At 61.8% G+C, this 26902-nt stretch carries 27 protein-coding genes; 15 read left to right on the forward strand and 12 right to left on the reverse strand.

Annotated elements, in window-relative coordinates:
* Window positions 1-71 precede the first annotated feature (71 nt).
* From PSV05_RS12410 to PSV05_RS12425, 4 genes are all read left to right on the forward strand, one after another.
* Window positions 72-623, forward strand: coding sequence for a LemA family protein (locus PSV05_RS12410; protein WP_300065677.1), 552 nt, complete (start codon window positions 72-74; stop codon window positions 621-623).
* On the forward strand, window positions 620-2395 hold the full coding sequence (locus PSV05_RS12415; protein ID WP_300065678.1) for a DUF2207 domain-containing protein: 1776 nt from the start codon (window positions 620-622) through the stop codon (window positions 2393-2395). The genes PSV05_RS12410 and PSV05_RS12415 overlap by 4 nt, the downstream gene beginning before the upstream one ends.
* Before the next feature lie 144 nt (window positions 2396-2539).
* On the forward strand, window positions 2540-3040 hold the full coding sequence (locus PSV05_RS12420; protein WP_300065741.1) for a sigma-70 family RNA polymerase sigma factor: 501 nt from the start codon (window positions 2540-2542) through the stop codon (window positions 3038-3040).
* 22 nt (window positions 3041-3062) lie between these two features.
* A complete protein-coding gene (locus tag PSV05_RS12425) occupies window positions 3063-3734 on the forward strand; it encodes a serine/threonine protein kinase (protein ID WP_300065679.1) in 672 nt (223 codons plus the stop codon).
* A gap of 24 nt (window positions 3735-3758) precedes the next feature.
* Here PSV05_RS12425 and PSV05_RS12430 read toward each other — a convergent pair whose 3' ends face one another.
* Window positions 3759-4940 (reverse strand): hypothetical protein, encoded by a 1182-nt coding sequence (locus tag PSV05_RS12430; RefSeq protein WP_300065680.1) that lies wholly within the window; start codon window positions 4938-4940, stop codon window positions 3759-3761.
* A gap of 218 nt (window positions 4941-5158) precedes the next feature.
* Between PSV05_RS12430 and PSV05_RS12435 the strand changes: the two genes are divergently transcribed.
* Window positions 5159-5518: a DUF1428 domain-containing protein gene (locus PSV05_RS12435; protein WP_300065681.1), complete on the forward strand. Its 360-nt coding sequence runs from the start codon at window positions 5159-5161 to the stop codon at window positions 5516-5518.
* Window positions 5519-5533: 15 nt separating this feature from the next.
* Here PSV05_RS12435 and PSV05_RS12440 read toward each other — a convergent pair whose 3' ends face one another.
* Both PSV05_RS12440 and PSV05_RS12445 read right to left on the reverse strand, forming a co-directional pair.
* A complete protein-coding gene (locus PSV05_RS12440) occupies window positions 5534-6634 on the reverse strand; it encodes a DUF1615 domain-containing protein (protein ID WP_300065743.1) in 1101 nt (366 codons plus the stop codon).
* A gap of 45 nt (window positions 6635-6679) precedes the next feature.
* Window positions 6680-7801: a zinc-dependent alcohol dehydrogenase family protein gene (locus PSV05_RS12445; protein ID WP_300065682.1), complete on the reverse strand. Its 1122-nt coding sequence runs from the start codon at window positions 7799-7801 to the stop codon at window positions 6680-6682.
* Window positions 7802-7806: 5 nt separating this feature from the next.
* Between PSV05_RS12445 and dbpA the strand changes: the two genes are divergently transcribed.
* Window positions 7807-9204, forward strand: coding sequence for an ATP-dependent RNA helicase DbpA (dbpA, locus tag PSV05_RS12450; RefSeq protein WP_300065683.1), 1398 nt, complete (start codon window positions 7807-7809; stop codon window positions 9202-9204).
* On the opposite strand, the gene PSV05_RS12455 is transcribed toward dbpA, so the two are convergent.
* Entirely contained in the window at window positions 9191-10393 is a 1203-nt protein-coding gene (locus PSV05_RS12455; protein WP_300065684.1) for an MFS transporter, read from the reverse strand. The genes dbpA and PSV05_RS12455 overlap by 14 nt on opposite strands.
* A gap of 103 nt (window positions 10394-10496) precedes the next feature.
* Here PSV05_RS12455 and PSV05_RS12460 point away from each other — a divergent pair, with 103 nt between their 5' ends.
* From PSV05_RS12460 to PSV05_RS12475, 4 genes are all read left to right on the forward strand, one after another.
* Entirely contained in the window at window positions 10497-11072 is a 576-nt protein-coding gene (locus PSV05_RS12460) for a DUF488 domain-containing protein (RefSeq protein WP_300065685.1), read from the forward strand.
* Window positions 11069-11284: a DUF2945 domain-containing protein gene (locus PSV05_RS12465; protein WP_300065686.1), complete on the forward strand. Its 216-nt coding sequence runs from the start codon at window positions 11069-11071 to the stop codon at window positions 11282-11284. The genes PSV05_RS12460 and PSV05_RS12465 overlap by 4 nt, the downstream gene beginning before the upstream one ends.
* Window positions 11285-11399: 115 nt before the next feature.
* The gene (locus PSV05_RS12470) at window positions 11400-12782 is read left to right on the forward strand and encodes an FAD-linked oxidase C-terminal domain-containing protein (RefSeq protein ID WP_300065687.1); all 1383 of its coding nucleotides are present in this window, start codon (window positions 11400-11402) and stop codon (window positions 12780-12782) included.
* A 50-nt stretch (window positions 12783-12832) separates the two neighbouring features.
* On the forward strand, window positions 12833-13093 hold the full coding sequence (locus tag PSV05_RS12475; RefSeq protein WP_300065688.1) for a GIY-YIG nuclease family protein: 261 nt from the start codon (window positions 12833-12835) through the stop codon (window positions 13091-13093).
* Between the two features lie 18 nt (window positions 13094-13111).
* Here the strand turns inward: PSV05_RS12475 and PSV05_RS12480 are convergent, their stop codons facing one another.
* From PSV05_RS12480 to PSV05_RS12495, 4 genes are all read right to left on the reverse strand, one after another.
* Window positions 13112-13282, reverse strand: a complete 171-nt coding sequence (locus PSV05_RS12480) for an oxidoreductase-like domain-containing protein (RefSeq protein WP_300065689.1) — start codon at window positions 13280-13282, stop codon at window positions 13112-13114.
* A 16-nt stretch (window positions 13283-13298) separates the two neighbouring features.
* Entirely contained in the window at window positions 13299-14993 is a 1695-nt protein-coding gene (locus tag PSV05_RS12485; protein ID WP_300065690.1) for a Zn-dependent hydrolase, read from the reverse strand.
* A 100-nt stretch (window positions 14994-15093) separates the two neighbouring features.
* Window positions 15094-15648: a DUF2058 domain-containing protein gene (locus tag PSV05_RS12490; protein WP_300065691.1), complete on the reverse strand. Its 555-nt coding sequence runs from the start codon at window positions 15646-15648 to the stop codon at window positions 15094-15096.
* A gap of 5 nt (window positions 15649-15653) precedes the next feature.
* On the reverse strand, window positions 15654-17648 hold the full coding sequence (locus PSV05_RS12495; RefSeq protein ID WP_300065692.1) for a CocE/NonD family hydrolase: 1995 nt from the start codon (window positions 17646-17648) through the stop codon (window positions 15654-15656).
* Between the two features lie 105 nt (window positions 17649-17753).
* Between PSV05_RS12495 and PSV05_RS12500 the strand changes: the two genes are divergently transcribed.
* Together PSV05_RS12500 and PSV05_RS12505 are read left to right on the forward strand one after the other, a co-directional pair.
* Entirely contained in the window at window positions 17754-18719 is a 966-nt protein-coding gene (locus PSV05_RS12500; RefSeq protein WP_300065693.1) for an ABC transporter ATP-binding protein, read from the forward strand.
* A complete protein-coding gene (locus PSV05_RS12505) occupies window positions 18716-19477 on the forward strand; it encodes an ABC transporter permease (RefSeq protein WP_300065694.1) in 762 nt (253 codons plus the stop codon). Before PSV05_RS12500 ends, PSV05_RS12505 begins: the two co-directional genes overlap by 4 nt.
* Here PSV05_RS12505 and PSV05_RS12510 read toward each other — a convergent pair.
* Both PSV05_RS12510 and PSV05_RS12515 read right to left on the reverse strand, forming a co-directional pair.
* Window positions 19467-20345: a hypothetical protein gene (locus PSV05_RS12510; RefSeq protein ID WP_300065695.1), complete on the reverse strand. Its 879-nt coding sequence runs from the start codon at window positions 20343-20345 to the stop codon at window positions 19467-19469. The genes PSV05_RS12505 and PSV05_RS12510 overlap by 11 nt on opposite strands.
* Window positions 20346-20380: 35 nt before the next feature.
* Entirely contained in the window at window positions 20381-21058 is a 678-nt protein-coding gene (locus tag PSV05_RS12515) for a DsbA family oxidoreductase (protein ID WP_300065696.1), read from the reverse strand.
* 195 nt (window positions 21059-21253) lie between these two features.
* On the opposite strand from PSV05_RS12515, the gene PSV05_RS12520 reads away from it, so the two are divergent.
* The gene (locus PSV05_RS12520) at window positions 21254-21484 is read left to right on the forward strand and encodes a hypothetical protein (RefSeq protein ID WP_300065697.1); all 231 of its coding nucleotides are present in this window, start codon (window positions 21254-21256) and stop codon (window positions 21482-21484) included.
* Window positions 21485-21590: 106 nt separating this feature from the next.
* Here the strand turns inward: PSV05_RS12520 and PSV05_RS12525 are convergent, their stop codons facing one another.
* Window positions 21591-21878: a hypothetical protein gene (locus PSV05_RS12525; protein ID WP_300065698.1), complete on the reverse strand. Its 288-nt coding sequence runs from the start codon at window positions 21876-21878 to the stop codon at window positions 21591-21593.
* Window positions 21879-22277: 399 nt separating this feature from the next.
* On the opposite strand from PSV05_RS12525, the gene PSV05_RS12530 reads away from it, so the two are divergent.
* Entirely contained in the window at window positions 22278-23285 is a 1008-nt protein-coding gene (locus tag PSV05_RS12530; protein WP_300065699.1) for a hypothetical protein, read from the forward strand.
* Window positions 23286-23375: 90 nt separating this feature from the next.
* Here the strand turns inward: PSV05_RS12530 and PSV05_RS12535 are convergent, their stop codons facing one another.
* Window positions 23376-25328, reverse strand: a complete 1953-nt coding sequence (locus PSV05_RS12535; protein ID WP_300065700.1) for a peptidase M61 — start codon at window positions 25326-25328, stop codon at window positions 23376-23378.
* 385 nt (window positions 25329-25713) lie between these two features.
* Between PSV05_RS12535 and PSV05_RS12540 the strand changes: the two genes are divergently transcribed.
* Window positions 25714-26838 carry a hypothetical protein gene (locus PSV05_RS12540; protein WP_300065701.1) on the forward strand — a complete coding sequence of 375 codons (1125 nt, stop codon included), beginning with the start codon at window positions 25714-25716 and terminating at the stop codon, window positions 26836-26838.
* The last annotated feature ends 64 nt before the right edge of the window (window positions 26839-26902 follow it).

Below are 26902 nucleotides of genomic sequence, written 5' to 3' on the forward strand. Positions count from 1 at the left end.
CCTGATGGCCGGCCTGCGCACAGCGGTTCCAGCGTTTACCATCGATGCATGCCGTTTACGGAGACTGCCCGATGCTGATGTTGGTACTGATTGCAATTAGCGCATTGCTGGCCTGGGGCGTGTTTGCCTACAACCGACTGATCCGCCTGCGCAACCAATCGCGCACCGCCTGGGCCGACATCGACGTGCAACTGCAGCGTCGGCACGATTTGGTGCCGCAACTGGTGAAGGTCGTGCAGGCCTATGCCGGGCATGAAGCAGCCACCCTGCAAGCGGTCACTGAACTGCGCAGCCAGGCGATGGGGCTCAAGCAACCCGGTCAGATCGGCGAAGTGGAAGCCTCGCTGGAACATGCGCTTGGTCGCCTGATCGCGCTGAAAGAATCGTATCCGGACCTGAAAGCCAACCAGAATTTCGCCCAGTTGCAAGGCGAACTGGTCAAGGTCGAGGAACAACTGCAGTACGCGCGGCGTTTCTACAACGGCGCGGTGCGTGACTACAACGACGGCATGCAGCGCTTTCCCGACCTGCTGGTCGCGAAGATGGGCGGCTTCGCTGATGTCGCGTTCTTCCAGGCCGAGGCCGACAGCCGTGCCGCGGTCAAACTGGACCTGCAGCCATGAACAGATTATTTGCGTACGCCTTCGCGTTCTTCTTCACTGCAGCACTGCTGCTGCCTGCCATGCCTGCCCTCGCGCAGGAACGCATCCTGAGTTACGACAGCCAGTTGCAGGTTAATAGCGACGGCAGCCTGAGCGTGCACGAACAGATCAAGGTGCACGCCGAGGGCACCAATATCCGTCGCGGCATCTACCGTGATTTTCCGACCCGTTACAAGGATCGCTACGGCAATAACGTAGTGGTCGACTTGCAGGTGCTCGACGTCCTGCGTGACGGCAAGACCGAACCGTGGTTCACCGAACAGCAGTCCAATGGCGTGCGCATCAATACCGGCAACGACGACTTGCTGCCGGTGCCGGCCGAATACATCTACACCCTGCACTACCGCACCACGCGTCAGCTCGGGTTCTTCGCCGACCATGACGAGCTCTACTGGAACGCGATCGGACTGGGCTGGGACTTCGCAATCGAAGCCGGCAGTGTCGACCTGCGCCTGCCGCAACCGGTGCAGGTCGATCAATTGAAGGCCGAAGGCTATACCGGCCCGGAAGGCAACAAGGGCCAGGACTACACCGCCAGCGTGCCGGCGCCCGGACAGGCGCACTGGCAACTGACCCGGCCGCTGGCGCCACATGAAGGGCTGACCATCGTCCTGAGTTTCCCGAAGGGGCTGGTGCCCGAACCCAGCCGCACGCAACGCGGCATGTGGTTGCTCAAGGACAACCGCGGCCTGCTGGTCGCGCTGGCTGGTCTCTTGCTGATGCTGGCGTTCTGCCTGCGCCGCTGGAACGCGATCGGTCGCGACCCGAACCCCGGCATCGTGATTGCACGCTACGACCCGCCGCAGGGCTATTCGCCAGCGGCACTGCGCTTCATCAAACGCATGGGGCATGACAACCGCTGTTTCTCCGCCGACGTGCTGGCGCTGGCGGTTGCCGGGTTCCTGCGCATCGAGCGCGAAAAGGCTTTCCTCAAGGACGAATGGACGCTGGTCCGCGAGCCCGGGCCCGACGTTGAAAGCCTGCTGCAACCAGAGCGCGTGCTGCTCGAAAAGATCTTCGCGAAGGGCAGCCCGTTGGTGCTGACGAACACCAATGCCAGCACCATGCAGGCGGCGCAATCCGGGCACAGCAAGGCACTGGCAGCGCTGTACGACGGCAAGATGTTCAAGCTCAACGGCGGCAGCGTGGGTTTGGCGTCACTCATCTTTGTGTTGACGGCCATCGCGTCGTTTGTGGTGGCCGCCGGCAGCGGCTTGCCTGCAATCATTGCAGTACTGGTGGTGATGGTGCTGGGGTTGATCATGTTCGGAAAGCTTGTACGCGCACCCACGCCCGAAGGGCGCAAGATGCTCGATGAGATCGAGGGCCTCAAGCGCTACCTGGTCGTGGCCGAGCGCGATGAACTGGCCAGCATGCCCGGCCCCGAAGACGCAGGCGCAGATGTCGCGGGCGCCAGCGCGCGCCCGCCGATGCTGGATGCCAAGCGCTATGAATTACTGTTGCCCTATGCGGTCGCGCTGGAAGTCGAAGATGCCTGGACCGCCAAGTTCACCCTTGCCGTGGGCGCTGCTGCTGCGGCCGCAGCAACCGCAGGCATCGCCTGGTATCGAGGCGGCGGCATCGACAGCCTGGGCAGCCTGAGCAAGGCGGTCGGCAACAGCCTGAGTTCGCAGATCGCGTCCTCGTCCTCACCGCCCGGCAGTTCCTCGGGCTCCGGCGGCGGCGGTTCCTCGGGCGGTGGTGGCGGTGGCGGTGGCGGTGGTGGTCGCTGAGCCAGGAAATGATTTTCCTTCGATGCGTGTGAGATTCCCGGCCCTGCCGCGAATCATGTGGTTGAGGGGCGACAAGAACACGCCCGCAACCATGGCCACACGCACCAAATGGACTATTCCACCAACATCGCCGCGACCGCTGGCATGAACGCAAGCGAGTCCCATCGCACGTTCAGCGAGCTGCTGCAGCGCCATGCAGGAATCGTGTTCAAGGTCGCCAATACCTATGCACGCGGCAATGACGACCGCGCCGACCTGGCGCAGGAAATCGCCGCGCAGCTGTGGCGCGCATGGCCCAAGTACGATTCCACACGCAACGTCACGACCTGGATGTACCGCATCGCGCTGAACGTGGCGATTTCCCACGTGCGCAGTAACAGCGTGCGCCTGCGGCACGACGCGATCCCGCTGGACGACGACCTGCACGACATCGCTGATGGCAACGCCGCCGACCCCGAAACCGAACAGCACCTACGCCTGCTGCAGCAATTCATCGCTCGGCAAGAACCGCTGGATCGCGCGCTGCTGCTGCTTTACCTGGAAGAACGTAACCAAAGCGAGATCGCCGACATCCTCGGCATCAGCGAAAGCAATGTCTCCACCAAGATCGGACGCCTGAAACAACGCATCCGCAACGAACTCTGAGAACGCTCCGGACAAACAAGGCATGGACATCACAATGGAACTCGACGACTTCAAATCCGCCTGGCAAACCCTCGACCAGCGACTGCAGCTCAACAACTCGCTGAAGTTGCACGAGCTGCGCGAACGCACACTGGCCAAGACCCGCAGCAGCCTGCGCCCGCTGTTCTGGGGCCAGGTCATGCAGATCCTGCTCATCGGCATTCCCAGCATCGCGCTTGCCGCCTTGCTGTGGATGAGCAAGCCGGAGTTTGCATCGGTGATCGTGGCCGGTGTGGTGCTGCATGCCTATGGCGTACTGACGATCATCGGCGCCGGCGTGGTGTTGGGCCAGCTCGCCAAGATCGACCATGCTGCGCCGGTCGTCGAAATCCAGAAGCAACTGGCGCGAACCCGCACGCTCTACGTGCGCAGCGGCATGGTCGCCGGATTGCCCTGGTGGTTCCTGTGGATGGTGATCCTGATGGTGCTGGTCGGGCTGGGCGATGTCGATCTGCTGGCGAAGGCACCATCGCTGGTCTGGGGCGCTCTTGGCATCGGTGCGGCGGGGCTGGTTGGCACCTGGTGGTTCCACCGCTGGGCGCGCCGCCCGGAACGTGCAGAGTTCGGCCGCAAGATGGACGACAGCCTGACCGGCGGCAGTCTGCGCAAGGCAATGGCGCAACTGCAGGAAGTACAGCGCTTCGAGCTGGATTGAGCGGCCATCGCCGCAGAGATGACGTCAGCGCTTGGCGTCATCCGCATCGGCAGGTACCGGGGCTTCCTGCACGACCTGCGAATCAGGCAATTTAGGCGACATGGTTGGCTCGGATGCGACAGGCGGGGCGGGAGCATTGGTCGAAGACACTGGCTCGCCGCTCGCCAGCCCTTCGCCCTCGTTCTCCGGGATATGCGGCATCGCCAGGATCGCGCCATCCAGTTCGGCCATCGGGCTGTCGTTGGGGCAACGCGCATCAGGGAAGCCGAAACGCTCGCGCAATGCCAGGCCACAGGTATTCATGTCGACTACGTCCTGGTTTTCGCCAGGTACGTCCTGGGTGCACTGGCGGCTGTAGGCATGGCGGAACGCATCGCGGCGGCGCACGAAATCACTACCGCAGCGACGCGCAAGGCGGATCCGGTTGAGATCGTCCTCCACCGCATTCGCGCCGGACAGGCCGTAGCGGTCAAGTTCGTCGTCGCTCAATACATGCAGGGTGCGGTTCGGCACGGTGGTCATCAGGTCGTAGACCTCGGCCGACGCACCATTGCGCTCCAGGTAATTGCGCAGTTCCTCGCTGACCCGGCGCAGCTCCTCGCCCAGTTCCTTGCGCGATGTCGCCGAAGAGCCCACTCGTACCATCCGGTGGATGCCCACGGGCCCTGCGATCACGCGCATGTCGCCGGCGGCCAGCAGCAGCACGCAGGCGCTGTGGCAGACCGAATCGCTGCGCACCCAGATGGTCCAGTCGTTCTCGCCGATCGCATCGCCGGCGCGGATCGCCGCTTCCACGCTGCCGCCGGCTGACCTGATATCGAGGATGCGCTTGCCAATGCCGAGATCGCCGGCAATGCGTCCCACGCGCTCGGCCAGTGCGGCAAAACTCATTGTGATCTTGCCGTCGTAGCGCAGTCGCAGCAGGCCGGTCGACCGGCAATCCTGCAAGGACTGGCGCAGGTCGATGTAGGCCAGCGACAGCAACGGCTGGCCATCGCCAGCGCGATAGTCGGAGCCGCAATCGATCCATGCATCGCCCGCTTCCAGGCGCGTCGGCGACCAGTCGATGCCGGGTTGTGGCTTGCGCTGTACCGCGGCCGCCGGCTCGCTGTTGCCGGCGTTGGCGCTGGTCTGGGGCGCGGCAGGCTGTTGCGTGCAGGCACTCGCCACCAGGCACAGGGCAAGTGGAATCCAACGAAATGACATCAACTGGACCGCTGTGGGGATCGTCCAAGTCTAGTGCGCGGGCGGGCGTGGGCATACAACCTGCGATAAACAGCGATCTACGCGACGCATAGCCCGACAGGTGCGGAACGTTGGATGTTTCCTGCAAGAGTGTCGAAGTGACCCCTGCCCGGTCGTCGCATAGGATGTGGATGCCAATGCATTCACGCCAACCCATTCCCCTTCAACAGGAGTTCGACATGGCTTATATCGACGGTTTCGTGATCGCGGTACCCAATGCCAACAAGGACGCTTTCATCGAGCATGCGCGCACCATGGATTCGCTGTTCATGGAATTTGGTGCCAATCGCATCGTGGAATGTTGGGGCGATGACGTGGCGCATGGCAAACAGACCGACTTCTTCCGCGCGGTTGCGGCCACGGAGGACGAGAGCGTGGTGTTCTCGTGGATCGAGTGGCCAGACAAGCCCACGCGCGATGCCGGCATGGACGCTGCCATGAAGGACCCGCGCTTCAGCCCGGAGAACTGTCCGATGCCGTTCGACGGCGCGCGCATGATCTATGGCGGATTCACCCCGGTGTTCGAAATCAACCGCTGATTCCTTGCGCGCGCTTCAACGCGCCATGCAAGCCTTCCAGCGCGCCTCGACCCGACCTGCAAACCATGCAGTCGTCAGCTTGCGGGTGATCTTCGGGCTCACGAGTTCGATCTGCGGCAGCGACGCACGCGGGACGGGTTTGCCGTTGCCCTTGGCATCGGCAATCGCGAACACCTGCCGGTAAAGCGTCGTATTGGCGAAACCGGCTTCGTCGCCGCGCTGCAGGTCGGCGCGAATCGCTGCCGCATCCATGCCTAGCCGCCCGCTGATGCTGCGCAGCGCACGTTCGGTCCCGCCGGGTGCGTCTATAGGTGCGCCGGGCTTGAGCAGGTCGCCATCGCCGATCAACCGCATGCCCGTTGCAATCCCGGCAGCGCGTTGGAATGCGGCATTGCGGCTGGCATACCTGCCAGCGTTGAAGTCGGCAAAGCGATAGCGCATCGCCGGGTAATCGACCGGATACCCAAGCAGATGTTTGATGCCGAAGTACAAGCCGCCGCGACGGCTGAACACTTCACGCCGGATCGAGCCGTCGATCGGATACGGATAGCCACGCGCATGGCGTGCAGCGAAGTCGATGCGCACCTGCATCGGCCCGCCAGTATGGATCGGGTTGAAGCGCCCGAACAGGCGCTGGCCCATTGGGACGCGATCGGCCAGCTCCTCGAATAGCGCCGACAGCTGCTGCTCGGTACGCAAGGCGGCGATGCGTTCGGCGAACGTGCGGCTATCCGGCGAACGCAGCTTGAGCGCCGCTTCGACCACCATCTGCGGCACATGCAACGCTGCAGCCCGACGATCAATTTCCCGGCGCGCGATGCCGGCAAGCCCGGGCACCGCTGGATCAACGTGATAGGTCGATTCCTGTTCGACTACAGCCAGTGCAGCACACAGGTTTTCGCTGCTGGGTTCAAGATCCTGCGCGGCGAACGCCGCCTGGATATCGCGCGTCCAACCGCCGCGGTCGGCCAGCGACACCGGCAGCTTGCGCAACAATTCCGCGCGCACCTCTTCCGGCGTTCGCTTTGGCGCGCAACTGGTCAGCACCAGACCGCCCAGTGCCAGCATTGCGATGCAGGCAAGCAGGCAGCGCTTGCGCGTCACCGGCGTGGCCATGATTTGTTGCGTCATGCGCAATACCAGCTCAAACAGGCCATGCAATCAATGCGCGCCGGGATCGCCGTTCGGCAGCAACACGATCTTGCCGTCACGCTCGCCGGATGCCGCAGCCGCAATCGCGTCCTTGATCTGGTCAAGCGTGTAGGTCGCCTGGATGCGTGCGTGCAGCGCACCGGTGGCGATCAGGCGAACAAGTTCGCCGAACAATGCGGCGCGCGCCTCCGGGGTCGAGGTCTTGTACCAGTGGGCCAACCAGAATCCATGCAAGCGGATTCCGCGGAAGATCAGCGACCCCGGCGAGATCGCACACGGCTCACCACTCATCGCACCGTAATTGATGATCAGTCCGCCTGATGCCACGGCCTGTGCCAGCCGCTCGGTGGCCAGTCCGCCGACTGCATCGATGCCCAGCGCGATCTTCGCGCCGCCGGTGGCGTCCTTCACACGCTTCGCCAAGTCATCGCCATCGACCAGCACCACATCACCACCAAGTTCGCGCACAGCCTCGCAGGCCGTTTCGCGACGCACCACGTTGACCGTACGCAGTCCGCGCGCCTTGGCCAGTTGAACCAGATAACCGCCCACTGCCGAGTTGGCCGCGTTCTGCAGCACCCAGTCGCCCTGCTTGAGCTCGGCGAACTCGCTGAGCAGCAGTGACGCGGTCGGCGGATTGACGGTCAACATCGCCAGCTGGCGCGGATCGGCACCGGCCGGGAGTGGCCGCAGTTGCGCGGCATCGGCAATGAGATGTGTCGTCCAGGTACCGCTGCCGATCGGCAACAGCACCAGCTGGCCGGGCGCCAGCCGCGATACATCCGCAGCCACTTCGAGCACGCGGCCCACACCCTCGTTGCCACCCACCGCGGGCAATGGCGGCAGCATCCCGTAATCGCCGGTCAGGGTCAGCACGTCGGACGGATTGATCGATGCGGCGACCACTTCGATCAAGGCCTGGCCGGCCTCCAGCACGGGCAGTTCGAAGGCCTCGGCCGCGATCACGTCCTGCGGTACCGGGCCGCGCTGGTGGTAGCGGGCATGCTTGGGCGTGGGCTGGGTCATCGTGGTCTTCGCAGGTTGGCGGGTCAGTTTACGCGCAGCGATCCCAACCAATTCGCGCAAGGTTCGCGCATGGCGCGCACATCCATCACGCACAGCTGCGATCATGGGCGATGACTTCCGCCATCCCGTTCGCCTCGCTTGCCCTCGACCCCACCCTGCTGCCAGGGCTGGATGCGCTGGGCTACACCCAGATGACGCCGATCCAGGCGCAGGCATTGCCGGCGATCCTGGAAGGTCGCGACGTGATCGCGCAGGCGCCGACCGGCAGCGGCAAGACCGCGGCGTTCGGGCTGGGCCTGCTGGGAAAGATCGACGCGACCACCGGCGGCACCCAGGCGCTGGTGCTGTGCCCGACCCGCGAACTGGCCGACCAGGTCGGCAAACACCTGCGCAAACTCGCCACCGGCATCCCCAATCTCAAGCTGTCGGTGCTGTGCGGCGGCATTCCACTCGGGCCGCAGCTGGCCTCACTGACCCATGCGCCACATGTGGTGGTCGGCACGCCCGGCCGCGTGCTGGAACTGGTACAGAAAGACGCATTGCAACTGCGCGGGATCCACACGCTGGTGCTGGACGAAGCCGACCGCATGCTCGACATGGGTTTCGAGGAATCCATCCGTGCGCTGGTCAAGCGCACGCCGAAGGACCGGCAATCGTTGCTGTTCTCGGCCACCTTCCCGGATGCGATCCGCACGCTAGGCAACGCGATGCTGCGTGATGCGCTGGAAGTCAGCATCGACGGCGGCGCCAAGCCGGCAAGCATCGAGGAACGCTTCTTCGAGACAGATCCCGCTCGCCGCGCGCCCTTGCTGGCATCGCTGCTGCTGCAGTTCAAACCCGAATCCACGGTGGTGTTCTGCAACATGCGCCGCGACACCGAGGAAGTGGTCGGGTCGCTGGCGCACTACGGCTTCACCGCGCTCGCGCTGCATGGCGAGATGGAACAGCGCGACCGCGACGAGGTACTGGTGCGCTTCGCCAACCGCAGCTGCAACGTGCTGGTCGCCAGCGATGTGGCCGCACGTGGACTGGATATCGACGACATCGGCGCCGTCGTGAACTACGAACTGCCGACCGATGCCGACACCTATCTGCATCGCATCGGCCGCACCGGACGCGCCGGACGTGACGGCCTCGCACTGAGTCTGGTCGCGCCATCAGAGCGAAACCGCGCAAGCCTGATCGAGGCGCGCTTGCTCGAAAGCGGCCAAGGCAAGCCGATCCGCTTTGAACGCATCGTACCGCTGGAGGGCAAGCCCACCAACGCGCCACAGGCAAAGATGACTACCCTGCGCATCGATGCCGGCCGTACCGACAAGCTGCGCCCCGGCGACATCGTCGGCGCGCTCACGGGCGATGCTGGCTTGCCCAAGGACACGATCGGCAAGATAGACGTCTACGCGACGCGCAGCTATGTCGCGATTGCACGCACCCACGCCAAACACGCGCTGGAGCGCCTTCGCGCCGGCAAGATCAAGGGCCGCAAGTTCCGGGTCAACCTCTTGTAGCGAGCGCGGTTGCGGACTCGCCCCGCATCGACATGCACGCGAGGACGCCCGCCAGTGCAATGCCGGCACCTGCCCAGAACGTCGCAGCCGGCGAGACCTGATCCCACAACAAGCCCGCACCGCCGCTGGCGACCAACAGGGCCAACCCAGAAGCGAGATTGAACATGCCGAATGCGGTGCCGCGATATTCAGCAGGTACGCGGTCGGTGATCATCGATGCCAACACACCCTGTGTCAGTCCCATGTGCAACCCCCATAGCACGATCCCGACGAATACCAGTCGCCAGTCATGGGCGGACGCCAATGCGACATCGGCAAACACCAACATCAACATGCCGAGTGCCAGCACGCGCACCCGCGCGATCCGATCACTCAAGATGCCGGCCGGATAGGCGCTGAGCGTGTAGACAATGCTCATTACCACCAGTACCAGTGGTACCCAGGTGAGTTCCAGCCCGCGCTCGGAAGCACGCAGGACCAGGAAGGCCTCGCTGAAACGGGCCAGCGCGATCAGTGCGCCAAGTGCGACCAGTCGCCAGAACGATCTGCCAAGGCGTGACAGTCCTTCACGTGTAATCGGCAGGCGTGCGGTGCGCCTGACAACGTCCGCCGGTTCCTTCACCAGCGTCGCCAGCAGCATGACCGCCACCAGGCCGGGCAATACCGCGACCCACAGCACCATGCGGATGTTGTCGTGCCAGAGCCACAACAATGCGACCGCCAATAACGGGCCCAGCACCGCACCCACTGTATCCATCGACTGGCGCAATCCGAACGCGGCACCGCGAATTTCGACCGGCGTCACATCGGCAATCAACGCATCGCGCGGTGCACCACGGATGCCCTTGCCGAAACGGTCCAGCAGGCGTGCGGTGGTGATCGCGGCAATCGATGTCGCCAGCGGGAACAGCGGCTTGACTGCGGTCGCCAACCCATAGCCCAGCAACACCAGCGGCTTGCGCTTGCCCAGCGCATCGCTCAGGTATCCCGAGAACATCTTGGTCACCAGCACCAGCGCTTCCGCGCTACCTTCGATCAAACCAATCGTCAGCGCACTGGCGCCAAGCCCGGTAGCCAACAAAATCGGCAACAGGCTGTGCACCATTTCGGAGCCCATGTCGGTGAACAGGCTGACCATGCCAAGCGCCCAGACGGTGCGCGGAATGGCGGGACGATTCGGCGATGCCATCGGCGTGTCCATTGAACGATCTGCCGATCATACGGGCGCGATGGCAGGATGCCGTCATCGCGAAATGACATCACCTTAGCAAGCCACCAACGACAATCCTGACATGGGCAATGGTCCCACCACGATCCATACCATCGGCCACTCGACGCGGCCACTGGATGAATTCATCGGCCTGCTGCAGGCAGCGTCCATCCAGTGCGTGGTCGATGTGCGCCGCCTGCCGGGATCGCGCGCCTATCCGCAGTACAACGCCGACGCCCTGCAACGCTCGTTGGCCGATGCCGGCATCGAGTACTGGCACCTGCTCGCACTTGCCGGACGGCGTCGCGCGTCAGAAATCCCGAAGCTGGACGATGACGACGCACCGTTCTGGACCAATCCCAGCTTCCGCCGTTATGCCGCTTACGCACACACGAAAGAATTCCATGCAGGCCTGCAGGCACTTGAGCAACGCGCGAAGCAGCAGGCCTGCGCAGTGATGTGCGCCGAGGCCGTCTGGTGGCGCTGCCATCGCCGGATCATCAGCGATTACCTGCTCGCCGACGGCATCCGCGTGTTGCACATCATGAGCGCCAGCAAGGTCGAGGTCGCAACCCTCACCAAGGGCGCATGTGTCATCGACGCACAACCCATCTATCCCCCGAACCCAAACCCAGACGAAGAAGGAACACTGTCATGAGCCACGCATTCAAGGTCGGCGAACACGTCCGCTGGAATTCGGAGGCCGGCCATGTCAGCGGCCACATCACCAAGGTCCACACGTCCGATACCCAGTACAAGGGCTATACCCGGCACTGCTCGCAGGATGATCCACAATACGAGATCAAGAGCGACAAGACCGACCACGTCGCGATGCACAAGGGTTCGGCGCTGCACAAGGTCGCGGACTGACCTTCGCCTTGATGCAAATGCCATGCGGCCTGGCCGGGCATGACTGAAACTTGTGTCGCCTGTCTGCTTGCCCCAGATCAAGGCTGTTGATCTTTGGCGATTTAAAATCGCAGTCATGACCTCACACTTGCCCAATGCGTTCGATGCTGCGCTCACGGACCTGTTGGGCGATGGCTGGCGCACCGACAGCGACACCTGCCGCGACTATGGAAGCGACAGTTCAAAGTGCTGCGCACCCGCCGATGGTGTGGCGTTTCCGATCAATCGCGACCAGGTCCAGATGCTGGTCAATCTTTGCCGCGAACATCGCGTTGCGATCGTCGCGCGTGGCACCGGCACCAGCAGCACCGGCGCAGTGATCCCGTACTCGGGCGGCATCGTGATGTCGTTCGAACGCATGCAGTGCATCGTGGCGATCCATGCCGAAGATCGTTATGCAGTGGTCGAACCCGGCGTGATCAATGCCGACCTGCAGGCCGCGCTCGCGCCGCATGGCCTGTTCTGGCCACCGGATCCGGCCAGCGCCGGGCAATGCACCATCGGTGGCAACCTGGCCTGCAATGCCGGCGGTCCGCACGCAGTGAAATATGGCACCAGCCGCGACAACATCCTCGGCCTGGTCGCAGTCACCGGCCGCGGCGAGTTGATCACGGTCGGCAGCGCCACCACCAAGGATGCCACCGGCTACGACCTCACCCATCTGCTGGTCGGCAGCGAAGGCACGCTGGCGCTGATTGTCGAGGCAACCCTGAAACTTGCGCCGCTGCCACCACATCGTGCCAGCCTGCGCGTGCTGTATGCCGATGTCGGCAGTGCGGCATCGGCAGTGGCGCGAATCATGGCGCAGCCGATCGCGCCGTCGATGCTGGAATTCATGGATGCCGCCTGTATTCGGCTTGCCCGTGATGTTGGCGGCGCCGACCTGCCGGACGCAGGCGCGCTGCTGATGATCGAAGCCGACGGCGATGTCGACAGCCTGCCGCATGCACTCGCCGCACTGCAGCGTGCAGCCACTGGCGATGGCTTGCTCGTGCTCGACAGCGCGTCCGACCCCGAGGCCAGCACTGCACTCTGGGAAGCACGCAAGGCGCTGTCACCTGCATTGCGCAGCATTGCACCCGGCAAGATCAACGAAGACGTTGTGGTGCCGGTTTCACGGCTTCCGGAACTGGTGCGTGGGATTGAAGGTTTGTCACGCGAATTCGCGTTGCCGATCGTCGCCTTCGGCCATGCCGGCAATGGCAACGTGCACGCCAACATCCTGTTCGATCCGGATGACGCCAGTGAGAACGAACGTGCGCATGCCGCCTTGCCACGACTGTTCGCACTGACCCTCTCGCTGGGCGGCACCCTATCCGGCGAACACGGCATCGGCACCGCCAAGCGTGCCTACATGGCCGATGCCTTCGATGGCCCCACATTGGCGACGATGCGCGCGGTCAAGCAGGCATTCGATCCCGATGGCCTACTCAACCCGGGCAAGGTATTGCCGGACTGAATTGCGTTCGACCCGCGAGATAAACTGGTACGCATCGTTACACTCGCGGCATGTCCAACTGGTACGTCTATCTGCTCGAATGTCGTGGTGGCAGCCTGTATACGGGCATCACCACCGACGTCGAACGCCGTTACGCACAGCACGTCGCCGGCAAGGGTGCGCGCTACACCCGCTCATACCCGCCGCTGCGGATACTGGCCCGCTTCGAGCATCCCGACCGCGCGACGGCGAGCCGCGCCGAACATGCAATCAAGCAGCTATCGCCGGCACAGAAACGTGCGCTATGCACCGGCAGCCACACGGCAGACTGACTGCAATTCAATGACGGCTCATTCGTCGGGGTCGTGCTGGCGCGCTTCCCAAGCCGCCAGCGCCGTCTGGTAATGCTCCAGCTCATCCTCGTAGATATCCAACACGCAGCGCGCACAGCCGCTGTCGCAGCAATCCATCGGCAGCGGTTTCTCGGGCGGGATTGGACGTGAGTCGGCAGGCGTGCTCATGGGATAACCAACGCGATCAGAGCCCCAACACCTCGCGACCCTGCTTGAACACGATATCGACCGGAATGTTCTTCTTCGCGATGCGGTCCAGGTCGCCCTGCAGTTGCGGACCAACCTTGCCGTACTTGTCCAGCATGACCTGTGCGCCGGCGTGGTCGCCATCGCCCTGCAGGGTGAGGATGTTCGCCGACAGCGCATCCACGCCGGTCTTCATCTTGTCGAAGTCCACGCGATATGTACCGCTGGCTTCATCACGGGAAAACGCGCCATGCTCCTGCAGGAAATTGAACGCGACCATGTTGGCGCGGCCGTGCGCATCGCTGGCGCCGAAGCGCACCGAACGGAAGATGCCGGCCAGGAACGTCACGTAATTGTCGTCCAGCTTGGTGGCGTCCAGCTCGCCCATCTGGCCGAGTTTGCCGATCATGTACAGGCCCAGGATGTCGGCCTTGCCTTCTTCGTATCCACCGGCCAGGTCGGTCAGTGCCTCGCGCACCGTGCCCTTGCGGTCCAGCGTGTTCTTGATGCCCAGGCCATGCGCAACTTCATGGAACATCACGTTCTGGAAGAACGCGTCAAAGCTGATATGCGCACGCTGGTCGCTGGCAATCAGTTCATCGGCGATGGGTTCCAGGATCGTGTCGAACTTCGCCTGCATCACATTCTTCAGCTGCAGCCGGCGCGAACCCTTGGCCAGTTGCACCTCTTCGTCATTGGGCAGGTTGATGGCGATGGTCTTTGCGCCGGAATTGGCATCACCGCCATAATAGATCGCGTCATAGGCATTGAGGTCGGCGTCGGTGCCGGGCATCTCGGCTTTGTACTTCGCATCCACTGGCAGGCCGCGCTGCAGCGCTGGCAATTGCTTGGCGAATTTGGCCAATCGCTCGCTCCACTCGACATCCTTGACCAGCACGAAGGTTTCGAACGCGGAACGCGTGCCGTACAGCGCATCCTGGTAGTTCTCGATCGGTCCGATCACCACATCGATCGGGCTGGACTTCATGTCCATCCATGCCATGTCGCTGGGTTGGTAGTCGTCGCTGAGCAGCGCGTTCGCGCGCAGGTTCAGGTAATCGCGGAAGCCCTTGTCGCTGGCGACCTTGGACGCCTGCCGCAGCAGGCCGGCGACCTGTTCAAGTTCGGCCTTGTAGGCCACGTGATACGGCACGACCTTGAGCTTGCCGGCGTCGTCGCGTTCGATCAGCGAGTACTGGCCGTCCTTGCCCGGCAGGTTGGCGGCGTCGAACTCGGCCTTGGTCATGTCGGCCGGATAGAAACGTGCACCCGGTGGACGCGGGCCAACGCCTGCGATGAAGGGCTTGTCGCCATCCAGCCGGTCCCACGGGCCGTAATTGATCTCGGCGAAGCGGCGCGTGGCGGGATCACTGATCTTCGCCAGCAGTGCGTCCTTGTCGCCATAGACCTGCTTCCAGAACAGGCCGTCCATGATCTGTCCGGCCTGCAGCAGCAACACGATGGCCTGGCGGTCACCTTCCGGAAGCTTGGAAAGGTCGACCTTGAGTTCTACCTGCGCATAGGACGCCACCTTGGCGGCGATATCGCTGTTTGATTCCAGCGCAGGCGCCGTGTCAGCGCTCGCGTCCGGCGCGGCGGCGGTCTTCGGCTGGCAAGCCACCAGGCCGCCGGTCAGGGCAATCGCGGTGGCGATGGCAAGGGAGATTGCGAGGGGCAATGGACGCAGGGACATGGCGCAACTCCGGCATGGGGAAAAGCAAGGATCTTAGAACACGCACCGGAAAAATCCGTCAATGGTCATGGTCGACGTGCTGCGCATGGAGGCTCCGCCGTTACCAGACCAGATCGTCCGGCACTTTGAATCTGGCATAGAACGCATCGTCATCGTTCGAATCGACTTGCGATGTCGTTTCGCCAGCATTACGGGATCGATGATCCAGCGCGATGCCGGCTGGGTCACGTTCAAGCACTTTGTCCGCGGCAGCGCGCGGCAAAAGCACGTATCCATCGCCATGGCGCGCAACCACCAACGCGCCTTTCGTCAGCAGTGTGCGCTGCGCGGCATCAACATGGATGCGCTTGATGCGGCCGGCGTCGTCGAATGCATAGGGAATCTCGCCAGTATCCGGCAGCTTGTGCATGTCGATGATCTGTCGCACCTGCGCCTGCAGCTCGCGCTGCCTGGCCTGCGCATTGCGCTCGGCTGCGATTTGCCGATCACGCTCGACACGTTCGGCATGCAACTGCGCGGTATCCACCTTGTCGGCATCGGTCGCCTGCACGCCTTTGGCATGGCGCTGCTTGGTCTGTTCGCGCACGACCTGGGCGAGCTTGCCTTTTTTGGCAAGCCCCGCCTTCAGCAATTGGTCTTGCAGGGGATTACGCATGAAACTCAACGACCTGTTTTGATGTTTGCCGGCTTGCCGCCACCCGGAACGATGGTCAGGGTGACCTGCGACGGATAGTCGGCATCATGGTGAATTGTGTTGTGGGCCACCACACCCTTGGCTTCGTCGTAATTGTTGCCGCCGGTGTTGAGGTTGCGGTCGAAGCGCGGGAAGTTGCTGCTGGAAACCGCAATGCGCAGCTTATGCCCGGCCTTGAATACGTTGCTGGTATCGATCGGCTGGAACGTGACCTTGTAAACCTGGCCAGGCGCCATCCATGCCAGCGGCTTGTCGAAACCGTCGCGGTAGCGCATGCGCTGGATATTCTCGGTGATGTTGTAGGCCTTGCCGTCCGGGTGCACGTCGATCACCTTGAAGGTGAAATCGGTGTCCTTGGCATCGGACGAGACGTACAGGGTCACTCCAATCGGGCCGCTGACTTCAACGTCCTGGGTGAATGGCGTGCTGTCGTAGACCAGGATGTCGTTGCGGGTTTCATGCGCGCTCTGGTCGTAGGCGCCGAACTTAACCGCATTGCCCTGGCAGCAACCACCGCCGCCGAAGGTCGGCACAGGATTGGCCGGGTCGTAAAGAAAGTTGTCGGGCTGATCTTTGCTATCGGCGGTATCGACCAACTTGCCATCGCCATACAGCGTGTTCGCTTTGCCTTCGCTGCTCAGGTACAGCGTGCGCTGAGTCGCGCCTTTCGGCGGCCAGGTTTCAGACTGCTTCCAATGGTTCTCACCCATGGCGTAGTACATGACCTTGGGCTGCTTCTCCAGCACGTGGTTGTCTTCACCCTTGAGGAAGTGGTCGAACCAGCCGTAGACCAGATTGTTGTAGTCAAAGCGTGCGTCACCCACGCTTAGGTCGCCGATCATGGTGTTCTCGCCATCACGCGTGTATCTGCAATGCAGCGAGGGCGAGATCACCAGGTATTGCTGGTCGGCAATCGCCTTCGCTGCGGTCGCACGCACATGGTTGTAGGCAGCCAGATTGGGCGACACCGAGACGTCGTACCAACTGACGAACCACAATCCAGGTTTGTTGATCTGCATCGTCTCGTGCCACAGCCCGCCCCGGTACCACGCCGGATCGTTGGGCGTGCGCGCAATCATGTTGCCGCCGCTCGGCGTCGGCATCGCATTGGCTCCAATGCCAGTGGGCGCGCCTACCGAACGCAGGATGTCATTGACCGGCAGGTGCCAGAACGCCTTGTCCCAATCCACCGGCGGCATTTGCGGGGCAAGGTCAAACAGTTTCGATGCCTGGATCAGGTCTGCCTGCGAAGTGGCGGGTGCGAACATCGGCCGCACCTGGTTCTGCTCCCCATACAGCCAAGCCAGGAACAGCATCTGCATCGCGCCGCCGCGATACCAGTTGCCTTGTTCGTAATACGGACCAACCTTGCCCACGCCGGCGCCATACCCTTGCACGTTGAACGTCGTCAACTGCGGGTCGCCCTCAGCGACCACTGCCATCTGCCACTCGGCGGTAGAGGAACAGCCGGTGGTGCCGACCTTGCCGTTGGCCCATGACTGCGACGCCATCCAGCGGACCGCATCGCTGCCGTCGGTGATCGGCGCGCCGAGGATTTCGTAATGGCCTTCCGAGAAGAAATGGCCACGCTCGTTCATTTCAACCAGCGCGTAACCGCGCTTGACCGCATCGAGCTCTTTGCTCATGTCGCGCGGCGCACCCAACTTCACATCCCAGAAGTTGAAGTTGTAAGGCGTGCGCGAAAAGATCACCGGCACCTTGCCCTTGGCGTCCTTGGGTCGATAGATGTCCGCCGCCATGCGCGTGCCGTCGCGCATCGGCACCATGACCTTGCGATCAACGACTGCGACCTGCTGCAATTCCTGTTCGATGCGGTTGCGCTCGGCGATGAGCCTGGCATCGTCGGTCTGCTGCGCATGCGCTGGTGCAACCAGCAGCACGGCAATCAGTGCGGGTAGCGTCATCTGAAGCCGATGACCTGGCTGCTGGTTGGATTCCATGGACGGCTCCGCTGGATGTGATGATGGAGTATCGCGCATCTGCAGCGATCACCGGAACGGTAGGATGCGCAATTGCCAATGGGTTGCTCCCGCGAGGTTGGTCCGATGCTGCAAGACACCACTCCCATCGTCTCGATCCGCAGCTTGGGCAAGACCTACAAGTCCGGCTTCCAGGCGCTGAAAGATATCAATCTGGATATCCGTCGCGGCGAGATTTTCGCATTACTCGGACCGAATGGTGCGGGCAAGACCACCCTGATCAGTATTGTCTGCGGCATCGTCAATCCGACCGTTGGCACGGTGCTCGCGGATGGCCACGACATCGTCCGCGAGTCGCGCGCCGCCCGCATGAAGATTGGATTGGTTCCACAGGAACTATCGACCGACGCATTCGAGACCGTCTGGGCTACGGTGCGTTTCAGCCGCGGCCTGTTCGGGCGGCCGCCGGATCCGGCGCATCTGGAAAAGGTCCTGCGTGCGCTGTCGCTGTGGGATAAGCGCGACAGCAAGATCATGGCCCTGTCTGGCGGCATGAAGCGGCGCGTGCTGATCGCCAAGGCGCTGTCGCACGAACCAAGGATTTTGTTCCTGGACGAACCCACCGCCGGCGTCGACGTCGAACTGCGTCGCGACATGTGGCAGATGGTGCGCGAGCTTCGCGAGAGCGGCGTCACCATCATCTTGACCACACATTACATCGAGGAAGCCGAAGAGATGGCCGACCGCATCGGCGTGATCCGCAAAGGTGAGCTGGTGGTGGTCGAGGACAAAGACGTGCTGATGCGCAAGCTCGGCAAAAAGCAGCTGACCCTGCAATTGCAGGCGCCGCTGGAACGTATTCCCGAGTCGCTTGCCGGCGAACCACTGGAACTCGCAGACGAAGGCAATGCGCTGGTCTACACCTTCGATACGCAAGCCGAGCGCACTGGCATCGCCACGTTGTTGCGACGGCTGGGCGATGAGGGCATCGGTTTCAAGGATCTGCATTCCAGCGAAAGCTCGCTGGAAGATATTTTCATCGGCCTGCTGCACGACAAGCCTGCCGATGCGACGCCGGAGATGAGCGCATGAACATTCACGGCATCAAGGCGATCTACCGTTTCGAGATGTCCCGCACCTTCCGCACACTTACCCAATCGATTGCCTCGCCGGTGCTGTCGACGTCGCTCTACTTCGTGGTGTTCGGCGCGGCTATCGGTTCACGCATGGGCGATGTCGATGGGGTCAGCTACGGCGCCTTCATCATCCCCGGCCTGCTAATGCTGTCGCTGCTCAACGAAAGCATCTCCAACGCCTCGTTCGGCATCTACATGCCGAAGTGGGCCGGTACCATCTACGAGCTGCTGTCGGCGCCGGTGTCGTCGCTGGAAATCGTGATTGGCTATGTGGGAGCTGCCGCGACCAAGTCAGTGATGCTGGGAATATTGATCCTGATTACCGCCCGACTGTTCGTGCCCTATGAAATCGCGCATCCATTCTGGATGCTGTGTTTCCTGCTGCTGACTGCAGTGAGCTTCAGTCTGTTCGGTTTCATCATCGGACTGTGGGCGGACGATTTCCAGAAACTGCAGGTGGTGCCGTTGATGATCGTCACCCCGCTGACCTTCCTGGGCGGCGCATTCTATTCCATCAGCATGCTGCCGCCGGTGTGGCAGAAGATCACCCTGTTCAACCCGGTGGTGTATCTGATCAGCGGGTTCCGCTGGAGCTTCTACGGGATCTCCGACGTCAACGTCGTAGTCAGCGCTGCAGCCACTGTGGGCTTCCTGCTGCTGTGCCTTGGTGCGGTATGGTGGATCTTCAGGACGGGATACAAGCTCAAGGCGTGAGCGCTTCACGAAGTGCCTGCGCGAAGCCGGCACCCTGGCGCGGATCCATGCCCAGGTAGAAATCGGGTTCGATCAATTCGGCTTCCATCAGCAACCAGCGACCATCGGCATCCGGCACCATGTCGATGCGCGCATACAGCAATGGCGCCTCGATTGCCGCCAGCACCTGTTCGGCCAATGCAAGCGCACCCTCGGGCGGCACGTTCAACAAGCGATACAACCCGCCGAACTCTTCCTGCACCCGGAACTCGCCCACGACCGGCCGCTTGTTCACCACATGGCTCAGGCGTCCGCCGAAGAACAGCAGCGAGGTCTCACCCCGGGTTTCAATGCTGGGCAGGTACGGCTGCAACAGCATGGTGGTGCCGTCGCGCAGTGCGTCGATGGCGTCGGGGCGGCGCAACCGTCGCGTCTTCCATGCACCGCCAGACACCGACGGCTTGAGGATCAACTCATCCGCACCGGTGACATCGAACATGGCATCGAGCTGTTCGCGGGTGACCCGGTCGCTCCAGGTGGTGGGAGGAATCGCGATGCCGCGTTCGGCCAACCAGCCCAGGTAACGCTTGTCCGAATTCCATGCCAGCACCTGCGCAGGATTTGCCAAACGCAGGCCGGCTTGTTCCCAAGTGCGACAGGCACGCAACCAGCGCGCGTGATCAAAGTGATAACCCCAGGTGAGCAGCGGCAACACCCGCGCGTAATCCTGCAGACCACTGGCATCATCGACGTGCTCGGTCCATGGCGTCGGCACTGTGGTGATGCCAACGCCGTCGAGGGCATGCTGCAGGCGCGCCAGCACCTTGGGCCACAGCTCGCCATGCGAGGCATCCGTTGGATCGGGCGTGAGGACGGCGACATGGGTCATTGCACTGCCTGGCGTGGACGAACTTATGTCAATTATTACGCGTCGCCGGATTGCACGATCTGCCGCAACGCGCGCTCGAACACTTCGACCGGTTGCCCGCCGGAAATCAGGTGGCGCCGGTTGATGATCACCGCCGGCACGGCACTGATGCCGTTGCGCTGGTAGCGATCCTCGTCCGCACGCACGTCGGCAGCGAATTCATCCGAGGCCAGGATCGTCTGCGCACGTTCGGCAGGCAGGCCAACCGATTCCGCGATGTCGAGCAAGGTGGCGTGGTTGGACACATTCCTGCCATCGGTGAAGTACGCGCGCAGTAGTGCATGCTTCAGCGCCGCCTGCTTGCCCTCACCTTCCAGCCCGGCCCAATGCAACAAGCGGTGCGCATCGAAGGTGTTGTAAGTACGCGTGCGTGCACCCATGCCGAAGGTGAAACCAAGCTCCGCACCGCGCGCGCGAATGCGCTCCTGGTTTTCGGCCAGCTGCGCTTCTGACAGTCCGTATTTCTTCTGCAGGTGCTCGGTGATGTCTTCGCCTTCGGCAAGCATCTGCGGGTTCAATTCGAATGGCTGGAAATGAATCTCGGCTTGCACCTCGCCGGCGACGTGCTGCAATGCCTGCTCCAGCGCCGCCAGGCCAATTGCGCACCACGGACAAACGATGTCGGACACAAAGTCGATGCGCAGTGGCACGGGTTCGTGGGCTGGGCTATTCATGGCTGGCTCCTTGCGGGGGAATTCGCGGGTACCTTCACTCCGCAAGCGTAGCTGCAATAGCGTGCAAGCACTGAAACGGAAGTCCCTGAGCGACTTCCATCCCACTGCCGCTCTTCGTCGCCGATTCCCCGGATTGACGCTGCTCTGCCCCGCTTTCGTCACTCACCGACACGCTTGCCTCTGGACCATTGCTACGTGGGCATCCGGGTTTCGGGCTTCGAGGTCTGCGGCTTGCTCGATTCAACCACCGCTGGACCGGCGATCCTGAGCGGCGGAGAGTTCGGCGCCGAGGCATCGATCGTGGCCCTGTTGGCTGCACTGGCAATGGCCGGGTATTTCACCCGAAAAGCCATTGACCAAGGCAAGCGCCGGGCGCCTGTCTGGCGCCGGGGAGAAGTCACAACCAGCGGAGGACCGGGTTGCTGAAATGCACCCTGTCAAAGAAGGGAGTGGAGGTGGTTGATCGAACTTGATTACCTCCGCGCCCCTTTGCGCGGAAATGCTTTTCGGCCAATCACCCAATAGAATTTTTCTACAGGCCTAGATCCGGATTGGGGGGGTATCCACTTCCAGGATTCAGTGGGCCTTCCTCGCCATCACCGTCCGGTTCGGACTTCGATGAACGCTGGGCATCGCCTGGATCATCAATCGGAATATCCACTTGCTCGCGGTCGAAATCGTTTGATCCGGTGTCATCGATGATGCGCCGCGGCTGCCGTGCCTGGCTGGACGGCGGATGGTCTTGCGGATGCTTGGTCATGACTTTGGTCTCCCTTGATGCATCGGTGGATGGCGCCTTGTTGCGCCATTGATGACTCATGCTGGAATCGTTGCATGTGCTTGCGAAACTGCACGTGATGGCGGGTCGGAGCAAACGGAGGGGGATTACGGCAACGGGGCTTTGAACGACTTCAGTTCAAGCGAAACACATTCACCAACCACTCTCATCACCGGGACAAAAATCCCGACGGAATTTCTGCTTTTCCATTCCCCTCGCCCCGAAGCTGAATATGGGCATTTGCCGTCGCGATGGCTTCACGCCCGGCTGGTTTCCGGTTTGCTAACTTAGATTCGTTGACTTCATTCCAGAACGTTGTCGCTGGAATGCCTGTTTTATGCAAACAGGTTGAATACACAGGTCTTGGCGCCGTTCAATCGGTTTCAGCACCGTGGTGTCATTCAACGCGAAGCGACTTCGCGCAACCCACAGGAAAATCACATGAATATGTCCCTTCGCAACCACACCGTGCTTGCCGCCATGATTAGCGCGGTGCTTGCAACCAGCATGATCGCGCCCGCGTCAGCAAGCCAGCCGACCGGAGCGGAGCAGGATCATCGTCACGAAAACCAGTCGGATGCCAAAAAGAACGGCCACAAAGACAAGGAAAAAAACAAGGCAGACAAAGGCAAGAAGGAAAAAGCGGACAAGCAAGCGGATCGATTCCAGCATGCACAGTCTCGTGTAGCCGAACAGCGCGATGTCCTCGCAAAACAACAGGAGCATCGTGCGAATCAGCAGCGCGACAAGAACGCCGAACAGCGCCAGAAACAACTGCAGGATGCACGCAAGGATCACCGACAGGACGATCATCAGCGGATCTCCGATCGCGACCAGCGCAATCGCATTGAACAGCAGCGCACTCGGATGCAGGCCAATGTCCAGTACCAGAAACGTGCGCGCGAACTCGATCAGCAGCATTTGCGGCAGTTGCAGCAGGGTAAGCGTAATGCCCAGTACCGCTATCAGCAGACGTACTACCAGCGTCTCAACGCGCAGCAGACCAGGCTGAACAACCAGCGCTACGACTACAACAACAATCCGTACTTCTCTTCGCCAAATACCTACCGGTACTCCTTTGGTGGCCGCAATTACACGACCAACCAATACGGAGCGGATTTACTCAGGCAGGCAGTGAACTATGGCTACCAGGAGGGCCTGCGCGCAGGCCATGCCGATCGCTCTGACCGCTCGAACAGCAATTACCGGAGTTCCTACGCCTATCAGGATGCCAACTACGGCTACGACAACTACTACGTCGATCGCGAGGAGTACAACCATTACTTCCGCGAGGGCTTCCAGCGAGGCTACAACGATGGCTACGGATCACGTAGCCAGTACGGCAATTACAGCAATAACTACCTTGGCGACTACAACAACAATGGGACCGCATCGATCCTGCAGGCGGTTTTGGGGACGATCCTCAACCTGCAGCAAATGAATCCCTGATCTGATTCGCTTCGGATCATCAACAAAAACGCCCGGCTTGCCGGGCGTTTTTGTTGCTGCGATTCGGTCGCCGGAGGACGACTCGATTGGCTACTTCCGCGCAGCGATGATCAGACTCAGGTAATCGGGTGTGCCCTCGATGCGCTCAAGGTGCGGGTATTGCAGGCCGTCAAAGTAGTCGACGGAGACGGTTTCGTAGCCACCCTGGTATTTCAGCGACAGCTTGATCGGTGATTTGCTGTCCCTGGCGGCGGCGATCGCGTCCGTCAGCACCTCCCGCGAGTAGTCCCGACCGTTGACGGCCAGCAGCGTGGCACCGGTGCTGATACCGGCCTTGAACGCCGGGCCGTTCCACAGCACGTCGTTGATCTGTGCCTGCTTGTTGATGCTCAGGCCGATCGACCAGATGAAGTTGTACATGTGGCGCGCCGATTCCGGGCGGCTGTTGTACTGACTTTCAAACGCGCTTTGCTGGTCGCTGAAGACCAGTTTCCAGCCGCTGGCCGCCAACCCATCCAGCAATGACGGCTTGAGCGTATCGACGCGCTGGTGCAGGAAGCCCGCCCAGTCGTACGCAACCACGCCATTCAATGCCGTGACCACGTCATCGAAGGCATAGGTATTAGTGACGAAGCTGCCCTCATCGACGCCGAAAAACGCCTGCGCGAAGTCGTCAAGTGACTTCGCGCCATGAGTCAGGCTGCGGATTTTCGCGTCCGCCGCCAGCCACATCATCTCGCCACCGCTGTAGTACTCCTCGCTCATCTGCCAACTGCGATAGGGCAGGCTCTCGCGATGTGCGGCGGTCGCATCGTTGGTGGTGTCTTCGAGCGTGCGCCATTCAAACCCGGGACGATTGCGCTCGTATTTGGCCGCATCCATCGCCAATGCGTCACGGAACTGTTGCGACGACCACATGCCAGAACGCGCGGTGAGCACAAGCCCCCAGTACTGTGTCTGGCCCTCGTACACCCATAGCAGCGAATCGCCCATCGGTACGTTGAAGTTCGGCGTCCACAGATCGGCAGGACGGCGGAACTTGCCATTCCACGAATGCGTGTACTCATGCGCCAGCAGATCGCGCCCGGGCGCATTGCTGTCCCAGGCGCTGAAATAGTCGGCGTCCACGCCATTTTCGCTGGACTGGTGGTGCTCGGTCCCGTTGCCACCCAATACCTCTGACAGCGAAAACAGGAAGTCGTAATGATCGTAGTGGTGCGAGCCGAACAGCTTCATTGCCTGTGTCACCAGCTCACGATGCCCCTTCAATTGCTCGGGCGTGATCTTGAGGTATTTGGGATCATCGGCCACGATGTCAAGGTGCACCGGTGCCGCGCCGCCAGGGTTGAGGTCGACGCGCTTGAAGTGGCGTCCAGCATAAACCGGCGAGTCGACCAGATTATTGAATGTCACCGGTTTGAAGGTGGTGGTATCTCCTGATTGCGACGCGGTTTCGAGTGCCGTACCGAACTGCCAGCCATGTGCCAGGGTCATGCTCGGCACGAAGGTGATGGCACGCGAGTAATGTCCAGCCGGATATAACGACGCCTTGCTCCAGTCCATGTCCATCATGCGATCGGTGATCTCGAAACCGTCCATGCGCGGCGACAGATACTGGAACCGCACATCCAGCGTGGATGCGCCTTCAGGCACGTCGACATGGAAGGCATACACGTTGTACTCGTCGCGCTTCCACTTCAGCGGCTTGCCGTTGGCACTGATCTGCAGGCCGGCCAGCATGGCGATGGGACCGCTGGGCGAATGGTTGCCGGGAATCCACTGCGGGTACAGCAGCGTCAGCGCACCGGCATGGACCGGGATCGACTCCTGCACGCGGAAGATACCCTGCCTGGTGTCGCTGGCATCCACATGCAACTGGATACTGCCGGGATAGGCGGTGTCCTGTGGCTGGGGCACCGAGCTGTCACGCGTGTCCTGTGCGCTCGCGGTGCCTGCTGCGAAGGTGAACGCCACGGCCAGGGCCAAGCGTGTGACCTTAACGCGCGTAGTGGGATGCAAGCCAATGAAGTGTGCGATGGACATGATGATCTCCCTCAAGAAAACAATGTTCCGATATACACAGCATGATCGCATTGCGATCACTGCGGTTGTGCAAAGGTGAAAGTTCACAGTGAGCACGAACTGAGCACGGCGCTTGGCGCCACCGTGTCCGGCCACGCGCCCCTGCGAACAATGTCCCTGACACCATTGATCGACAGCTCAAGGAAGCCGTTCGCACATGAAACCGCCCGGAGCTGCGTCTGACTGCGAAGTCAACTCGCGACAATGCCTTCAACGCGATGCAGCCTCGCTCAATCGAGCCTGCGTCTGCCCCGGATTCGATCACGAACAATTGCGTGATCAGATGAAGATGCGTTGGAAGCAAATGGGAATTGGAGACACCGTAGAAAGGATGCAGTCGAACTGGTTGGCTGCGGTGCCGTTGTATGTGGATGCTGCCGATATTGCGTCGATGGCTCGGGTGGCCAAATCGCTTGAGGTAGTCGTACGCAATCCGGCGTACCTGAAGGCAATCGCGCCTTGGTGTCCGGAGCGCCCGGCCAACGAGCCGAACTCGCCGGGCGGCGTGCTCGGGTTCAACTTTCACATCGCCGGTAACGCGCCACCGCAACTGATCGAGGTCAACACGAACCCGGGCGGTTTGCTCTTGGGCTTGCCGATTGCCCAGGCTGTTCAAGCCTGCGCACCTGACCGGATGCAATCACCTACTGATCTTGAGACGGTCGAACAACGCGTCGTGCAGGTCATGGCGCACGAATGGCTGTGCCAGAAAGGTCAGCAGCCCCTGCACAACATGGCTATCGTCGACGACTCGCCTGAGACGCAGTTTCTCTACCCGGAATTCCTTCTTTACCGAGATTTGTTCTCGCGGTACGGATACGCGGCACGGATCGCAGCACCCGAGCAACTCCTGCATCACGGCGGCAAGCTTTGCCTGGATGGGCCAGATGGGCTTGAAGTGGACATGGCCTACAACCGCCTGACGGACTTTTCCCTGCATGAACCCTCCCACGCCTCGCTGCGCGAGGCCTTTGCTGCCGGCCATGTCGCGGTAAGCCCGCATCCGCATGCGCTGTACGCGGACAAGCGCAACCTGACACTACTGAGTGATCACGCGTTCCTGCACAACGCCGGATTGCCCCAGGATACAGTCGATATCTTGCTGGCCAGCGTGCCAACCACCGTTCAATTGAATGCAGAGAATCGCGATCGGCTTTGGTCCGAACGTCGGCAGTGGTTCTTCAAACCTGCGACCGGTTTCGGCAGCCGCGCCAGTTACCGCGGTGACAAGCTGACCCGCCGGGTCTGGGACGACATGCCGTCGATGCCCTACGTTGCCCAGGCGTTGGTTGTGCCCGGTCAGCGACACCTGCAAACGGATGCGCCACCGCTGAAGTTCGATATCCGATGTTTCGCCTATGCCGGCGAGCCGGTGCTGTTCCTGGCGCGGCTCTATCAAGGTCAAACCACCAACTTCCGCACGCCCAACGGCGGTTTTTCCCCGGTGCTCACGCTCCGAGATAGTGCGTAGCTTTGCGATGCATAGCAGCGGTGTCGGTGGCTGCCATTGCTTCCTGTCGAAACCAACCAACCCG

This window comes from Thermomonas sp., from assembly GCF_029945965.1.
Classification (GTDB): Bacteria; Pseudomonadota; Gammaproteobacteria; order Xanthomonadales; family Xanthomonadaceae; genus Thermomonas.

Bases quoted from the DNA above. Each gene is read 5' to 3' on its own strand.
- PSV05_RS12410 (WP_300065677.1), top strand. From the start codon at position 72: ATGCTGATGTTGGTACTGATTGCAATTAGCGCATTGCTGGCCTGGGGC.
- PSV05_RS12415 (WP_300065678.1), top strand. From the start codon at position 620: ATGAACAGATTATTTGCGTACGCCTTCGCGTTCTTCTTCACTGCAGCA.
- PSV05_RS12420 (WP_300065741.1), top strand. From the start codon at position 2,540: ATGAACGCAAGCGAGTCCCATCGCACGTTCAGCGAGCTGCTGCAGCGC.
- PSV05_RS12425 (WP_300065679.1), top strand. From the start codon at position 3,063: ATGGACATCACAATGGAACTCGACGACTTCAAATCCGCCTGGCAAACC.
- PSV05_RS12430 (WP_300065680.1), bottom strand. From the start codon at position 4,940: ATGTCATTTCGTTGGATTCCACTTGCCCTGTGCCTGGTGGCGAGTGCC.
- PSV05_RS12435 (WP_300065681.1), top strand. From the start codon at position 5,159: ATGGCTTATATCGACGGTTTCGTGATCGCGGTACCCAATGCCAACAAG.
- PSV05_RS12440 (WP_300065743.1), bottom strand. From the start codon at position 6,634: ATGGCCACGCCGGTGACGCGCAAGCGCTGCCTGCTTGCCTGCATCGCA.
- PSV05_RS12445 (WP_300065682.1), bottom strand. From the start codon at position 7,801: ATGATCGCAGCTGTGCGTGATGGATGTGCGCGCCATGCGCGAACCTTG.
- dbpA (WP_300065683.1), top strand. From the start codon at position 7,807: ATGACTTCCGCCATCCCGTTCGCCTCGCTTGCCCTCGACCCCACCCTG.
- PSV05_RS12455 (WP_300065684.1), bottom strand. From the start codon at position 10,393: ATGGCATCGCCGAATCGTCCCGCCATTCCGCGCACCGTCTGGGCGCTT.
- PSV05_RS12460 (WP_300065685.1), top strand. From the start codon at position 10,497: ATGGGCAATGGTCCCACCACGATCCATACCATCGGCCACTCGACGCGG.
- PSV05_RS12465 (WP_300065686.1), top strand. From the start codon at position 11,069: ATGAGCCACGCATTCAAGGTCGGCGAACACGTCCGCTGGAATTCGGAG.
- PSV05_RS12470 (WP_300065687.1), top strand. From the start codon at position 11,400: ATGACCTCACACTTGCCCAATGCGTTCGATGCTGCGCTCACGGACCTG.
- PSV05_RS12475 (WP_300065688.1), top strand. From the start codon at position 12,833: ATGTCCAACTGGTACGTCTATCTGCTCGAATGTCGTGGTGGCAGCCTG.
- PSV05_RS12480 (WP_300065689.1), bottom strand. From the start codon at position 13,282: ATGAGCACGCCTGCCGACTCACGTCCAATCCCGCCCGAGAAACCGCTG.
- PSV05_RS12485 (WP_300065690.1), bottom strand. From the start codon at position 14,993: ATGTCCCTGCGTCCATTGCCCCTCGCAATCTCCCTTGCCATCGCCACC.
- PSV05_RS12490 (WP_300065691.1), bottom strand. From the start codon at position 15,648: ATGCGTAATCCCCTGCAAGACCAATTGCTGAAGGCGGGGCTTGCCAAA.
- PSV05_RS12495 (WP_300065692.1), bottom strand. From the start codon at position 17,648: ATGGAATCCAACCAGCAGCCAGGTCATCGGCTTCAGATGACGCTACCC.
- PSV05_RS12500 (WP_300065693.1), top strand. From the start codon at position 17,754: ATGCTGCAAGACACCACTCCCATCGTCTCGATCCGCAGCTTGGGCAAG.
- PSV05_RS12505 (WP_300065694.1), top strand. From the start codon at position 18,716: ATGAACATTCACGGCATCAAGGCGATCTACCGTTTCGAGATGTCCCGC.
- PSV05_RS12510 (WP_300065695.1), bottom strand. From the start codon at position 20,345: ATGACCCATGTCGCCGTCCTCACGCCCGATCCAACGGATGCCTCGCAT.
- PSV05_RS12515 (WP_300065696.1), bottom strand. From the start codon at position 21,058: ATGAATAGCCCAGCCCACGAACCCGTGCCACTGCGCATCGACTTTGTG.
- PSV05_RS12525 (WP_300065698.1), bottom strand. From the start codon at position 21,878: ATGAGTCATCAATGGCGCAACAAGGCGCCATCCACCGATGCATCAAGG.
- PSV05_RS12530 (WP_300065699.1), top strand. From the start codon at position 22,278: ATGAATATGTCCCTTCGCAACCACACCGTGCTTGCCGCCATGATTAGC.
- PSV05_RS12535 (WP_300065700.1), bottom strand. From the start codon at position 25,328: ATGTCCATCGCACACTTCATTGGCTTGCATCCCACTACGCGCGTTAAG.